This window comes from Lacipirellula parvula (assembly GCF_009177095.1).
In the GTDB taxonomy this organism is placed as follows: Bacteria; Planctomycetota; Planctomycetia; order Pirellulales; family Lacipirellulaceae; genus Lacipirellula; species Lacipirellula parvula.
This window is the reverse complement of sequence record NZ_AP021861.1, coordinates 2,775,154-2,787,433: the sequence shown is the minus strand read 5'-3', so window position 1 is coordinate 2,787,433 and position 12,280 is coordinate 2,775,154. Positions and strand designations below refer to the sequence as shown.

The following is a 12,280-nucleotide window of genomic DNA, read 5'->3' as shown; positions in this document are numbered from 1 at the left end:
GCGCGCGGAATCCCCGCCGCCTCTGCCGATGAGAAGATTTTACGGTTGGGGCGAAAACCGGGTCAACGGCGATCGGCGACCGGGGTTTGCGGCGCCGAGCGTCAGCGGCGTGCGGTTTGCCGAGAAAAGCGACACTTTTTCTGGCGGTTTTTAGACGGAGGCGAGCGAACGGAGCCGCGAGACGAGCCGTTCCAAGCGGCGGTGTGCCGCGGGGAGGTCGACATTCGGGCCCAGCGAGCTGCTATCGCGGTAGAGCCAGTGGACCCAATTCATCGCCGAGAGGAGCGTGCCGCTGGCGTCGAAGAACCGTGCGGCGGCGAGTTCGTCGGGCGCTAACTGGCGGCGACTGGCGTAGGCGTCGAGACCGAGCTGCCATGCCGCTTCGTCGTCGCCAACGAGACTGCCGAGCAAGCGTGCCACGTCGCCGGCAGGGGAATCGACGGCAACGGCGCCGAAGTCGAGGACGCCGGTGACGCGGTCCTCAGTGAAGAGGAGGTGGTCGTGCCAGACGTCGCGGAGCACCCACTGCAGCGGGAGCGACTCTTCGCGCCAGCGGTGCGATTCGTGACTAAGTCGCGGGAGGGCGCGTTCGCTGTGCGCGAGGGCGTGGAATGCCAACTCGCGGGTAAGACTGGCAGGGCCGCGGGTGACGTATGATTTTAGTTCGGCGAGATCGCCGGCTTGCAGCGCGGCGAGGCGGTCCGCTCGTTTCTGCAGCGCGGGCGAACGAGCGGTACGCGGCCCGCCATTCGCGTCGGGGGGAGCGTGGCTGGATGCCGCGAGGTGGACGTCGGCGAGGGTGCGGAGCGCCGATTTGAGTCTCGCGGCACGCGGGTAGGTCCAGTAATCGGCGACGCCCGCAAGCCACGGCGAGAGCGTCCAGAACTCGGCGTTGGCGCCGAAATGCGTGTGAACGAATTTCTCAGGCGAGTCCGCCAGCGCGAGCGGAGCGGCGACGGCGAGATTCGCCGCAGCGAGGTGACGCTGCAGGCGAATGATTTCGTCGAGGCGCTGCGACGTCGCCGCGGCAGGCCAGCGGCGTAGCACGTAGATGGCATCGCGATGCTCGACCCGCCAGAGCCCGGCGCCGCTAAAACTGCTTCCCTCGCCGAGCCCAGCAAACAACGCCGCGTGCGGGGCTGGAAGCCACGCCCCGAGGGTCGCAACGAGCTCTTTGACGAGTTGTTCCATGTCGCGGGCCTCGTGGGCCGACCTACTCGAATCGCGGGCGGCGGGGTATGCTCTATCTTACCCAAAAAGAACGGTTTCTCGTCAGTCGGCGGCAGTTATGAAGCTCATCATCGCAATCATCCAACCTCCGAAGCTGAAAGCGGTGCAAGAAGCGCTGCGGCGGATCGGCGTGTCGCGGCTCACCGTCGGCGACGCCATGGGGTTTGCCCGACAACGCGGCCAGGACGAAACTTATCGCGGCGCCGAGTACAAGACGAACTTGCTGCGGAAGGTGGCGCTTGAGATCGCCGTGAACGACGATTTTGTTGAGAAGACGATCGAGGTCCTAGAACAAGTTGCCCGCACCGGCGGCGAAGGGACGATCGGCGACGGCAAGGTGTTTGTGTTGCCGATGGACGAGGCGATTCAGGTGAGCGACGGAGCGCGCGGGCCGGGAGCGATTTAATTTAATTGTTCGGACTCGCGACGCCGGTAGTCGCTACGCCGCGAGCGACTGGGGATTGGGATGCATTTTTTGTTGTTGAGTTCTGATTTGATGCTGATGTCTGCGGCCCAGGGGGCGGCGGATCGGCATGGGGCGACCGTGGGCGTGGCGGGGAGCGCGGCGGACGCCGTGGCGCGCTGTGCTGCGGACGGCGTGGCGCTCGTTGCGATCGACTTGCGGTTGCCCGCGCTCGATGTGGCGGAGGCGGTTGCTCAACTCCGCGCCGCGGCGCCGGCAGCGAAGATTCTGGCCGGCGGGCCGCATGTGCAGCGCGATTCGCTCGCGGCGGCCGTGGCGGCGGGGTGCGACGAGGTCGTTACCCGCGGGCAGTTTGAGGGGCGGCTTGATGCGCTCGTCGCGGCGCTGGCGCGGTAAGAGCCACCGGCTCTGCCGGTGGACGACGTGCCAGTCGAGTTACCTAGCGCTCGTAGAGATTCTTTCAATCCGTCCACCGGCGGAGCCGGTGGCTTTTATTTGCTCGTCGTAGCCTGCTCGCTGCCGGAGCCTTCAATCTGCGGGACGCCGCTGGCGGTTGGCGTGAGGGGCTTCAGACCGCGGAACGATTCGCCTTCGTCGAACACGACCTCGGTCATCTCGGTCCCGTCGATTTCGCGTCGCAGCAACAGGTAGATTGCCGTGACAGCGGGCCAGAAGTAGGCGAGCGGGAAGTAAGTCGACGCTCCCTGGACGACGCCGGTCCAGAACTGGATGCCGCCGGCGCCGATCTCGCCGACGGAATCGACGTCGCCGCTAACGCCCTGCTGATCAAAGCCGAGGTCGCTCGTGCGGCCCTCGCCGGCGCCGAGGGCGACGGACCACTCGGTGGCGGTCGTCGTCGCGACGACGGCGGCGGAAACTGCGAGTTGCGCGAGGACGCCAATCAGGCTGGCGACGAGGACGTAGAACAAGAGCTGCAGCGGGCGCTGATAGAGATAGGCGAAGCCGCGGCTGATCGCGTCGAACGCGTCGGTGCGCTCCACAGCGGAGGTGGCCCACATGAGCGGCCAGCCGAGTGCGAGGCCGACGGCGAGGATGGCGACCACGGCTCCGCAAAGAAGTGCGACGATCCAGGCCATGCCCATGAGCAAGACCATGAGATCGAAGCGGAGCAGCGCCCCGGCGACGATCAACGGCAGCGCAACGACGAGCGTCGCGAGCGCGACCAGGCCGATGGCGCCGACGGCCGCCAGCCACGTGCGGGCCGCTGCGCGGATGGCGGCGATTGGCCCGAGCGTCTCGCCGTAGGTAAGGTAAACGGCAGCGATGCGAGCGATCGCTCCGCCGAACAGGGCCCAGACGGCGACGCTCCAAACGCCAGCGAGCGCGAGCGTGACGCTCTCTTGCAGCGTTGGCCGCAGTGCGAGCAAGCCGAACGGCCGGCCGAGCCAATGCCAGGCGGAGAGGAAGGCTCCCACCGTCAATTCCGATTTCACGATGATCGGCTCGTTGAACGTCGTCGGCGGCTCATGCCTTTCGGGCATCAGTGGGATCGAGATCTGCGGCGCGCGTTCCAACGACTCCAATGATTGGCTGCCTTGCAGCATGGAATCAATCAGCCGCCAACCGCCGTGCGTTGCCGCGACGCCGAGGAGCGCGAGGACGATGACGCGGAACATCAGCGAGACGCGAGCGGCGCGAACGAGGATGAGCCACGGAAAGATGGCGGGCCAACGGACGGAGGAAAGCTGATGCGGCGAGGGAGTCATGAGGCGTGCGTCTGATGGCGAGCTTGGTCGCAGCGGCGGAACGTGGGCCGCGGCGTTGGCCGGATTATAGGCCAATCGCGTCGTTGGCGGCGACCGCGAAATTGCGGTCGCTGAGAAAGAACGCAGACGGGTTATTCGCCGTCGCCGAAAGCTTCGTCGTCGACTTCGGTCAGTTCGGGAAGGGCGTACCCTTCCTCCAACCAGCGGCCGAGATCGATCGTGCGGCACCGCTCGCTGCAGAACGGGAGCATCGTCGATTCAGCAGGCTGAAATTCGCGTTCGCAGGTGGGACAACGCATAGTAGCCGTGGGTCAACGACCCGCTGGAGCAGTGATCAAAAGAACTCACCACAAAGACACGATGGTCACGAAGACGCACGAAGAAAGAATGAAGCGTGGATTTTCTTCTAATCCTTCTTCGGCTTCTTCGATTTCGACTTAGTCTCGCTGCTGCTCGAAGACGACTTCTCGGAGGACGACGATTTCTCCGAACTCTTCTCTGACGACTTCTCGCTGGAACTGCTTGAAGACTCAGACGACGACTTCTTGTCCTTCTCGGCGGCCTTCTTGTACGAGTCGCTGCGGTAGTCGGTCTCGTAGAAGCCCGAGCCCTTGAACACGACGGCGGCGCCGGTGCCGAAGAGGCGCCGCAGCTTCAGCTTGCCGCACTTGGGGCACTTGCGCTGGACGGCGTCGTTAATTCCCTGGAACAACTCGAACTCATGTCCGCAGGCGTCGCATTCGTAGTCGTAGGTGGGCATTGGAGAAGCGGGAGGGTTCAGGGTTCGGGGTTCGGGGTTCAGTTGGGGGATGTCAGTGGTCCGTTGTCAGTCGTCAGTTGCTGGTGACTTTGGGTTCAACGTCTTCTAGCAACTGACTACGGACCACTGACGACTGACGCCGCTAGGCGGCTGGTCCGCTGGAGACGATCACTTGCGCGGGGCGGACGACGCGGTCGTGGAGTTGGTAGCCGGCTTGGGTGACCATCATCACGTGGTTCGCGGGGACGTCGGCTGAGGGTTGCTGCAGGATCGCGGCATGGAACTGCGGGTTAAACGGTTCGCCGAGGGCTTTGATCTCTTGGCACTGCTGCTGCTGCAGAGCGCTGATCAGCTGTTGGCGGACCATTTTGATGCCGTCGACGAGCGGACCCTTCTCGCCAGCCTTTTCGCCCGCGGCGATGGCGCGGTCGACGTTGTCGAGCACCGGCAGCAGGTCGCGAGCCATCGGCAGCGCGGCGTAGCGGATTTGGTCGGAGAGTTCGCGCGAGCTGCGGGTGCGGAGGTTTTCAATCTCCGCGCGGAGCCGCAAGTTGCGATCGCGTTCGGTGGCAAGTTCGGCTTCCAGCAGGTCGCCGCCGTTCATGCCGTCGGCGATGCCGGCGTTGTCGCCCGGCGCACCGTCGGCCGTGGCGCCTTCGAGCTGGGCGTCGGACGGGTTGTCTTCGCCGCCGTCGCGCGACGGCTGATCTTGTCGAAAAGGATGGCTTGGCATTGTTTCTCTCCAGCGAGCGTTAGGACGCTTCGACTTCCGTATGTTCTTCCTCCGGGGCGAAGAACTCCTTCACTTTGTCGAAGAAGCCTTTGCGCGCGGGGGCGACGTTTTTGTGTTCCAGCTCCGCGAGCTTGCGGAGGAGTTCGTTTTCTTCGGCGGTGATCTTCTTGGGGACTTCGATCGTCACCTGCACGTGCAGATCGCCGAGGCCGTGAACGCGGGGATCGGGGAGGCCTTTGCCGCGGAGGCGGAAGACCTCGCCTGACTGGGTGCCGGCGGGGACCTTGAGTTCCATCGGGCCGCTGAGCGTCGGCACTTCGAGCGTCGCGCCCAGCACCGCCTGCGAGTAGGCGATGGGGATGCGGCAAATGAGATGCTGGCCTTCGCGTTCGAACAGCGGATGCGGCAGCACGGTGACGACGCAGTAGCAATCGCCGGCGGGCCCCCCTTCGAGGCTCGGCTCGCCCTGCCCTGTCATGCGAATCTGCATGCCGTTGTCGACGCCGGCGGGGACGTCGACTTCCGCTTCAACTTTCTTCGCCGTTTGACCGGAGCCGCGGCATGACTTGCAGGGGTTCGACACAGCCGAACCTTCGCCGTGGCACTGCGGGCAAGTCGTCTGCATGCGGACGATGCCCATCTGCTGGATCACCTGGCCGCGACCGCCGCAGTAGGAGCAAACTTCGCGTTTGCTGCCGGCCGCGGCGCCCGAGCCTTCGCAGGTTGTGCAGCTTTCGTGACGGTGGAACGTCACCTTCTTGTGAGCGCCTTCGGCGGCCTCTTTGAGCGTGAGCGTCACCTCGCAGCGCACGTCGCGGCCGCGACGCGCGCGACGACCGCCGCCGCGCTGACGCCCGCCGAAGATGTCGCCAAAGATATCGCCGAACGCCGAGAAGATGTCTTCGACGTCGTTGAACTGCCCCGCCCCGCCTCCGTTGACGCCGGCGTGGCCGTGGCGATCGTAACGAGCCCGCTTGTCGCTATCGTTGAGAACTTCGAAGGCTTCGCTGCATTCTTTGAAGCGTGCGATCGCTTCTTCGTCGCCGGGGTTTTTGTCGGGGTGATACTTTACCGCCAACTTCCGGTAGGACGCAGAGATTTCGCTGCCCGACGCGGTGCGGGTGACTTCGAGCGTTTCGTAATAACAGCGTTTGGTTGCCATTCGAAGCTGTCCGTAGGGGCGACGAGATTGGTTGATCTGTCAGTGGCCCGTTGTCAGTCGTCAGTTGCTAAAGACGTTGGGCTCATGCCTTTTCAGCAACAGACCACGGACCACTGACTCCCTCAACTGAACCCCGAACCCCAACTCCTGAACCCTCTTCTCATGCTGTGACACGCAACCGGGCCACTCGTTTGATCGCCAATCGAGTGGCCCGGCTTGCGAACTTTCCTAATTATACGGCTGACGCGTTACCGGACGCTGCCCGATACCGCACGCTTGTCCTGGTCCTTCCCGTCAAGGTTCGTCACCAGGGCTTCGGTCGTGAGGATCAGGCCGGCAATGCTCGCGGCGTTCGAAAGGGCGGTCTTCACCACCTTGGTCGGGTCGATGACGCCCGCCTTGAACATGTCGACGTATTCGCCGTTGTTGGCGTCGTAGCCGATGCTGTTCGACTTGCGGCTGACTTCGTCGGCGACGACGCTGCCGTCGAGACCGCAGTTGTCGGCGATTTGCTTCAGCGGGGCGCTGAGGACGCCGGCGACGATATTGACGCCGATCTTCTCGTCACCCTTGGCGCCGCTGCGAGCCGCCTCGACCGCTTCCTTGCAGCGGATGAGGGCGACGCCGCCGCCGGGAAGAATGCCTTCCTCGACCGCCGCACGGGTGGCGTGGAGGGCGTCTTCGACGCGGGCCTTCTTTTGCTTCATTTCGGCTTCGCTGTTGGCGCCGACCGAAACGATGGCCACGCCGCCAGTGAGCTTCGCGAGCCGCTCTTGGAGCTTTTCGCGATCGTAATCGCTGGTGGTCCCTTCGATGCCCTTACGCAGTTGATCGATCCGCTTCTTGACGTCGGCGTTCGAGCCGCCGCCTTGGACAATCGTGCTGTTGTCCTTGGTGACGGTGATCTTCTTCGCACGGCCGAGCTGTTCGAGCGTGACGCTCTCGAGCTTGATGCCGAGGTCTTCGCTAATCAGCGTGCCGCCAGTGAGGGCTGCAATGTCGCCGAGCATCGCCTTGCGACGATCGCCGAAGCCAGGGGCCTTCACGGCGCAGATGTTGAGGATGCCGCGGAGCTTGTTCACCACCAAAGCGGCGAGGGCTTCACCTTCGACGTCTTCGGCGATGATCAGAATCGGCTTCGCCTTTTGGCTGGCCTGCTCGAGGATCGGCACCAACTCGCGGAGGTTGCTGATCTTCTTTTCGTGGATCAGGATGTAGGCGTCGTTGAGGACGCACGCCATGTCGGCGGTTTGGTTGATGAAGTAGGGCGACAGGTAGCCCTTATCGAACTGCATGCCTTCGACGAACTCGAGGGTCGTTTCAGTCGACTTGCCTTCTTCGACGGTGATGACGCCGTCCTTGCCGACCTTCTCCATCGCGTCGGCGAGCAGGTCGCCGATGACGCGATCGTTGTTCGCGCTGATGGCGCCGACTTGAGCGATTTGCTCCTTGCTGGAGACCTTCTTGCTCATTTCGTCGAGCTTCGCGACGGCGGCTTCGACGCCCTTGCGAATGCCGCGTTGGACGGCCATCGGGTTGCTGCCGGCCACAATGTTGCGGGCGCCTTCGCGGAGGATGGCGCGAGCGAGCACGGTGGCGGTGGTGGTGCCGTCGCCGGCAAGCGAGGAGGTCTTGTCGGCCACTTCGTGCACGAGCTTAGCGCCCATGTTTTCGAAGGGGTCTTCGAGCTCGATTTCCTTGCTGACGGTGACGCCGTCCTTCGTGACGGTGGGACCGCCGAAGGACTTGTTGATGATGACGTTGCGGCCGGTGGGGCCCATGGTGACGGCCACCGCGTCGGCCAGCTTGTCGACGCCGCGGAGCAGCTTCGCCCGGGCTGCGTCGTCGAACATGAGTTGCTTTGGCACTGTAAGGTTCCTGATTCAGGAGTGAATTTGTTTTGAATGGAAAGTCTTCGTCGGGGCTGGACTGGTCGCTTAAGCGACCAGTCCGATGCGCGGACGCGGCTTACTAGCCGACGACTTTGGCCAAAATGTCGCTCTCGCGGAGGATCTTGTATTCCTCGCCGTTAACTTCGACTTCCGAACCGCCGTACTTGCCGAAGATGACTTCGTCGCCGACGGTGACCGACAGTTCGCCGCGCTTGCCGCTATCGAGGAGCTTGCCGACGCCGACGGCGACGACCTTGCCGCGTTGCGGCTTCTCTTGGGCGGCGCCTGGCAGCACGATGCCGCCGGCGGTGACTTCCTCGGCCTCGAGGGGTTGAACGACAACGCGATCGTCGAGCGGACGAAGCTTGATTTTGGCCATGAAAACGGTTCCTTGATTATGTTTATTTGAGGTGTTGATCGAGTTTGTGTGGAACGGCTTAGCGGTCAGCTTTCAGCGATCAGCAGTCAGCCATTCAAGTCAGATAATTCACTAGCCTTTATTGGCTGAGAGCTGACGGCTGACCACTTCCTCGCTTCTTACATCATGCCGCCCATTCCACCCATGCCGCCCATGCCCATGCCACCCATGCCGCCCATTCCACCCATGCCGTGGTCGTGGTGGTCGTGGCCGCCGCCCCCGTCTTCTTCCTTCTTCGGAAGGTCGGTGATCAGCGCGTCGGTGGTGAGCAAGAGCGCGGCGACGCTCGCGGCGTTCTGCAGAGCCGTGCGAACGACCTTTGCCGGGTCGATGACGCCGGCGGCAATCATGTCGCCGTACTCGTCCTTGTCGGCGTTGTAGCCTTCGGTCTTGCCCTTGAGCTGGCGAACGCGGTTGACGACGACGGCGCCGTCGACGCCGGCGTTCTCAGCGATGGCCCGCAGCGGGTAATCGAGCACCTTGCGGATGATGTCGGCGCCAAGCTTCAGATCGCCTTCGAGGCCGAGCTTGTCGAGAGCCTTCTCCGCACGCAGCAAGGCAACGCCGCCGCCGGGGACGACGCCCTCGGCCAGCGCGGCCTGCGTGGCCGACTTCGCGTCGACGAGCAGGTCCTTGCGTTCCTTCATTTCGGTTTCGGTCGCGGCGCCGACTTTGATTTCGGCCACGCCGCCGGCGAGCTTCGCCAGACGCTCTTGCAGCTTCTCGCGATCGTAGTCGCTGTCGGTCGTTTCGATTTCGCGACGGATCTGCTCGGCACGGCCGCTGATCGCTTCCTTCTTGCCGCCGCCGCCGACCATCGTCGTGTTGTCGCTGGAGATGATCACCTTGCGGCACTTGCCGAGGTCCGACAGCTGGACGCCGTCGAGCTTGATGCCGAGGTCCTTGAAGATCGCCGTGGCTCCGGTGAGCGCGGCGATGTCGCCGAGCATCGCCTTGCGGCGATCGCCGTAGCCGGGGGCCTTCACGGCGACAACCTGGACGATGCCGCGAAGCTTGTTCACCACGAGCGTCGCGAGGGCTTCGCCTTCGACGTCTTCGGCGATGATCATCAGCGGACGGCCCGCCTTCGAGACGGCTTCAAGAACCGGCACGAGGCTCTTGGCGCTCGAAATCTTCTCTTCGAAGACCAGCACCAGGCAGTTGTCGAGATCGGCGGTTTGGTCGTCTTCGTTCGTGACGAAGTGAGGCGACAGGTAACCGCGGTCGAACTGCATGCCCTCGACGACCTCGACGGTCGTCTCGTTGCCGCGGCCCTCTTCGACGGTGATGACGCCGTCTTTGCCGACCTTCGCAAAGGCATCGGCCAGCACGGCGCCGATCGTCGGATCGTTATTGCCGGCGATCGTGGCGATCTGCTGCAGCGACTTCTTGTCCTTGACGTCGAGCGGCTCGGCGGCCTTTTGGATCGCTTCGGTGACGGCCGTGACGGCCTTTTGGATGCCGCGGCTCAGGGCCATCGCATCGGCGCCGGCGGCGAGCATCTTCAAACCTTCGCGGAAGATCCCTTCGGCCAGCACGGTGGCGGTGGTGGTGCCGTCGCCCGCAACGTCGTTGGTCTTGCTGGCGGCTTCCTTAACGAGTTGGGCGCCCAGGTTTTCGTAGGCGTCTTCCAGCTCGATGTCCTCGGCGACGGTGACGCCGTCCTTGGTCACCTTGGGCGAACCCCATCCCTTGTCGAGCACCGCATTGCGGCCGCGCGGGCCGAGCGTGCTGCGGACGGCTCGGGCCAGCTTCTCGACGCCGGCCGCGAGGGGCTTGCGTGCGTCGTCTTCAAAGACCATCTGCTTGGGCACGTGAAATCCTCCTAAAAGACTGATGCGATCAGTCCGGGGCCGCGATGGGCCGGCCGGACGGTGATTCGAGGTGTGTATGGTTGCCTGGAGCGGACTGCGGCGAATCGCTAAATCTAAACGGCTTAAGGGGTTTGCGATAGCCGCTCGGGCCGCATTTTGAGGCGTCGAGGCGGGCGTTCTGCCGGAAATGGCAGGCAGACCGTGGTGTGAGGGCCAATTAAGGCAATGGGCGTGCCAACGGGGAAAAACTGCTGGTTCGGGGCCCGAAACGCCGGTGTTTCGTGGGGGAAATTGGCAGGGCGAGGGTTGGGGAGGCGATTTCTTGCCGCGGGCGGGTTCCGCCAATTTGGCAGGCCGCGAGTGGGGTTGGGGCTCTCTATACAGATGAGCGGGGGTGCCACTGGCATCTTGCCAGTGAGAAGCGGGGACACGGATCACCTTCAGTTATGAGGTGAGCCGACAGCCCCACTCTTCAGGCTGCTTGCAAGTCGTTCAGTAGCCATGCCGTTGAGGTACTTCAGCACTGGCGGCACGCCAGTGGCACCCGACCGGACTCACTTATTCTGTTGTCGGCGGAGCGAGAGCTCGGTCGAGCAGGTTTTTGGTGATCCGCTGGACTCGCCGGTCAGGGCCGTGAGGGCGCGACCAGTGCGACCACGGGAGCGTGTGCCCGGGCGGCGTGCTGAGGCCTTGCGACCAGAAGATCGTGGCGGCGTTGAAGACGAAATTTTGCTTCGGGCCCGGATAGATCGTCGCGGTCCACTGTTGCGGTTCGTCGCCGCCGACCCAAGCCGTGCCCGCGGCGACAACTTCTAATCCCGGGATGTCGGCCGGGGCGCCGTGGTACTCCCAGCCGATGAGGCCGGGGATTAGGTCGCCCGCCTGGAGGCCCGTGCCGTTGAACATCCAATGTTCGGGCTGGGTGACGATCCAATCGCCGCCACCGTTGACCGGTTCGATGTTGCGGGCCCCGATGAGGAGCCCTTCGTCGGGACCGCGTTCGGGGAACGGACCATGCTCGCGCTGGCGCTGCTCGGCATAGTCGTTGTCGGCGCCGTACGGCCCGCCGCGGAACATGATGCGATTCTCGCGGCCGTCGACGCTCGCTCGATACGGCGTCACCCAACAGACGGCGTTGCCCGAGAGGAAGAGCAAGTCGACGCCGGCGTCGCGCAGCACCTCGACGCTGCGGAACTGGCGGATGTCCCAATACTCGTCATGGCCGACGCTGATGAACGCTCGGCACTTGAGGCCGCGATCGGGCGTGAGCATGTCGCTGTTCGAACAATAGGCGACGTCGTACCCCTGCTCTTCCAACCAATAGGCGAGTGGAAACTCGAAGGGCAGAAACTCGCCGGCACCGACGGTGAGCGGGTCGTTGACGATCTCGTTGTGCTGAGCTTCGCGGGCGTAGGGACGATCGAAGCTAACGTCGGCCCAAGGGCCCTGCCCTCCCTGCGGATGCGTGTAGACCGAGAAATCATTTGGCCAGCGGTTGTAGGCTTGCCAAGTGTTGTCGGAGCATTGAAACAAAATGTCGGCCGGGCGATCGTCGGTGACGATGAAGATGACGTAGCTCTGCCAGTAAGGTTTGTCCTTATCTTCGGGCAGCGTCGTCAGTCGGCCTAGATAGACGCCGCTGAGCCAATCAGTGGGGATTGTCAGCTTTGTGGCTGCGGGCCAGCGGCATTCGTGGAGGTTCTTTTCACCTTTGGGCGGATCAGGCTGCGTTACGCCGTCGAAGGGGCCAAGCTTCGTCATGAGTCGCGCGCCGCGGCCGCCGTAGTAGCCCATGCGGAAGATTTCGATTTCGAATCGCTGCGGCGGGTTCGTAGAGACCATGATGTCGATGGACTCGCCCGCTTTCACGCTTTGCCGCGAGCAGTAGCCCTCAATCCATGGCGAACGAAAACCGCGATCGTCGACGCGGACGCGAGTGAGCTGCCAGTCGAGCGATCCCTCCTGCGCGTTCTCGGCAACGATTGGATTCGCTGCGTGCGCAGATTCGTCGGCGCCGCTCGCACGATGCCGATCGATTCCGATGACGAGCACTAGTAAAACGTAGCCGAGGCGCCGCATCGCTTCTCCGTTCGCAATTGGTGGCAAGTTGGAGTCGCGGC

The 12,280-nt window shown here is 63.8% G+C and carries 12 protein-coding genes; 2 read left to right on the top strand and 10 right to left on the bottom strand.

Annotated elements, in window-relative coordinates:
• Nucleotides 1–150 precede the first annotated feature (150 nt).
• Nucleotides 151–1,191, bottom strand: a complete 1,041-nt coding sequence (locus PLANPX_RS10955) for a phosphotransferase (RefSeq protein ID WP_152098772.1) — start codon at nt 1,189–1,191, stop codon at nt 151–153.
• A 97-nt stretch (nt 1,192–1,288) separates the two neighbouring features.
• Between PLANPX_RS10955 and PLANPX_RS10950 the strand changes: the two genes are divergently transcribed.
• Together PLANPX_RS10950 and PLANPX_RS10945 are read left to right on the top strand one after the other, a co-directional pair.
• Nucleotides 1,289–1,636 carry a P-II family nitrogen regulator gene (locus PLANPX_RS10950; RefSeq protein ID WP_152098771.1) on the top strand — a complete coding sequence of 116 codons (348 nt, stop codon included), beginning with the start codon at nt 1,289–1,291 and terminating at the stop codon, nt 1,634–1,636.
• Nucleotides 1,637–1,732: 96 nt separating this feature from the next.
• Nucleotides 1,733–2,050 (top strand): DNA-binding response regulator, encoded by a 318-nt coding sequence (locus PLANPX_RS10945; RefSeq protein WP_172991984.1) that lies wholly within the window; start codon nt 1,733–1,735, stop codon nt 2,048–2,050.
• A gap of 95 nt (nt 2,051–2,145) precedes the next feature.
• Here PLANPX_RS10945 and PLANPX_RS10940 read toward each other — a convergent pair whose 3' ends face one another.
• The 9 genes from PLANPX_RS10940 to PLANPX_RS10900 all read right to left on the bottom strand — a co-directional run bounded on the left by PLANPX_RS10940 (nt 2,146) and on the right by PLANPX_RS10900 (nt 12,239).
• Nucleotides 2,146–3,381, bottom strand: coding sequence for a hypothetical protein (locus PLANPX_RS10940; protein ID WP_152098769.1), 1,236 nt, complete (start codon nt 3,379–3,381; stop codon nt 2,146–2,148).
• A gap of 131 nt (nt 3,382–3,512) precedes the next feature.
• Nucleotides 3,513–3,680, bottom strand: coding sequence for a DNA gyrase inhibitor YacG (locus tag PLANPX_RS10935; RefSeq protein WP_152098768.1), 168 nt, complete (start codon nt 3,678–3,680; stop codon nt 3,513–3,515).
• A 107-nt stretch (nt 3,681–3,787) separates the two neighbouring features.
• Nucleotides 3,788–4,141, bottom strand: coding sequence for an FmdB family zinc ribbon protein (locus tag PLANPX_RS10930; protein ID WP_152098767.1), 354 nt, complete (start codon nt 4,139–4,141; stop codon nt 3,788–3,790).
• 142 nt (nt 4,142–4,283) lie between these two features.
• The gene (gene grpE, locus PLANPX_RS10925) at nt 4,284–4,874 is read right to left on the bottom strand and encodes a nucleotide exchange factor GrpE (RefSeq protein ID WP_152098766.1); all 591 of its coding nucleotides are present in this window, start codon (nt 4,872–4,874) and stop codon (nt 4,284–4,286) included.
• 19 nt (nt 4,875–4,893) lie between these two features.
• On the bottom strand, nt 4,894–6,036 hold the full coding sequence (gene dnaJ / locus PLANPX_RS10920) for a molecular chaperone DnaJ (RefSeq protein WP_152098765.1): 1,143 nt from the start codon (nt 6,034–6,036) through the stop codon (nt 4,894–4,896).
• A 248-nt stretch (nt 6,037–6,284) separates the two neighbouring features.
• Nucleotides 6,285–7,889 carry a chaperonin GroEL gene (gene groL, locus PLANPX_RS10915; RefSeq protein ID WP_198421907.1) on the bottom strand — a complete coding sequence of 535 codons (1,605 nt, stop codon included), beginning with the start codon at nt 7,887–7,889 and terminating at the stop codon, nt 6,285–6,287.
• 118 nt (nt 7,890–8,007) lie between these two features.
• On the bottom strand, nt 8,008–8,307 hold the full coding sequence (gene groES / locus PLANPX_RS10910; RefSeq protein ID WP_152098763.1) for a co-chaperone GroES: 300 nt from the start codon (nt 8,305–8,307) through the stop codon (nt 8,008–8,010).
• A gap of 158 nt (nt 8,308–8,465) precedes the next feature.
• Nucleotides 8,466–10,148: a chaperonin GroEL gene (gene groL, locus PLANPX_RS10905; protein ID WP_152101847.1), complete on the bottom strand. Its 1,683-nt coding sequence runs from the start codon at nt 10,146–10,148 to the stop codon at nt 8,466–8,468.
• Between the two features lie 570 nt (nt 10,149–10,718).
• On the bottom strand, nt 10,719–12,239 hold the full coding sequence (locus PLANPX_RS10900; protein ID WP_198421876.1) for a N,N-dimethylformamidase beta subunit family domain-containing protein: 1,521 nt from the start codon (nt 12,237–12,239) through the stop codon (nt 10,719–10,721).
• Nucleotides 12,240–12,280 lie beyond the last annotated feature (41 nt).

What these genes read in the sequence shown, in the direction of transcription:
- groES (WP_152098763.1), bottom strand. Translation starts at nt 8,307, where the DNA reads ATGGCCAAAATCAAGCTTCGTCCGCTCGACGATCGCGTTGTCGTTCAA.
- PLANPX_RS10950 (WP_152098771.1), top strand. Translation starts at nt 1,289, where the DNA reads ATGAAGCTCATCATCGCAATCATCCAACCTCCGAAGCTGAAAGCGGTG.
- PLANPX_RS10940 (WP_152098769.1), bottom strand. Translation starts at nt 3,381, where the DNA reads ATGACTCCCTCGCCGCATCAGCTTTCCTCCGTCCGTTGGCCCGCCATC.
- PLANPX_RS10935 (WP_152098768.1), bottom strand. Translation starts at nt 3,680, where the DNA reads ATGCGTTGTCCCACCTGCGAACGCGAATTTCAGCCTGCTGAATCGACG.
- PLANPX_RS10930 (WP_152098767.1), bottom strand. Translation starts at nt 4,141, where the DNA reads ATGCCCACCTACGACTACGAATGCGACGCCTGCGGACATGAGTTCGAG.
- PLANPX_RS10945 (WP_172991984.1), top strand. Translation starts at nt 1,733, where the DNA reads ATGTCTGCGGCCCAGGGGGCGGCGGATCGGCATGGGGCGACCGTGGGC.
- PLANPX_RS10900 (WP_198421876.1), bottom strand. Translation starts at nt 12,239, where the DNA reads ATGCGGCGCCTCGGCTACGTTTTACTAGTGCTCGTCATCGGAATCGAT.
- dnaJ (WP_152098765.1), bottom strand. Translation starts at nt 6,036, where the DNA reads ATGGCAACCAAACGCTGTTATTACGAAACGCTCGAAGTCACCCGCACC.
- groL (WP_152101847.1), bottom strand. Translation starts at nt 10,148, where the DNA reads ATGGTCTTTGAAGACGACGCACGCAAGCCCCTCGCGGCCGGCGTCGAG.
- grpE (WP_152098766.1), bottom strand. Translation starts at nt 4,874, where the DNA reads ATGCCAAGCCATCCTTTTCGACAAGATCAGCCGTCGCGCGACGGCGGC.
- groL (WP_198421907.1), bottom strand. Translation starts at nt 7,889, where the DNA reads ATGTTCGACGACGCAGCCCGGGCGAAGCTGCTCCGCGGCGTCGACAAG.
- PLANPX_RS10955 (WP_152098772.1), bottom strand. Translation starts at nt 1,191, where the DNA reads ATGGAACAACTCGTCAAAGAGCTCGTTGCGACCCTCGGGGCGTGGCTT.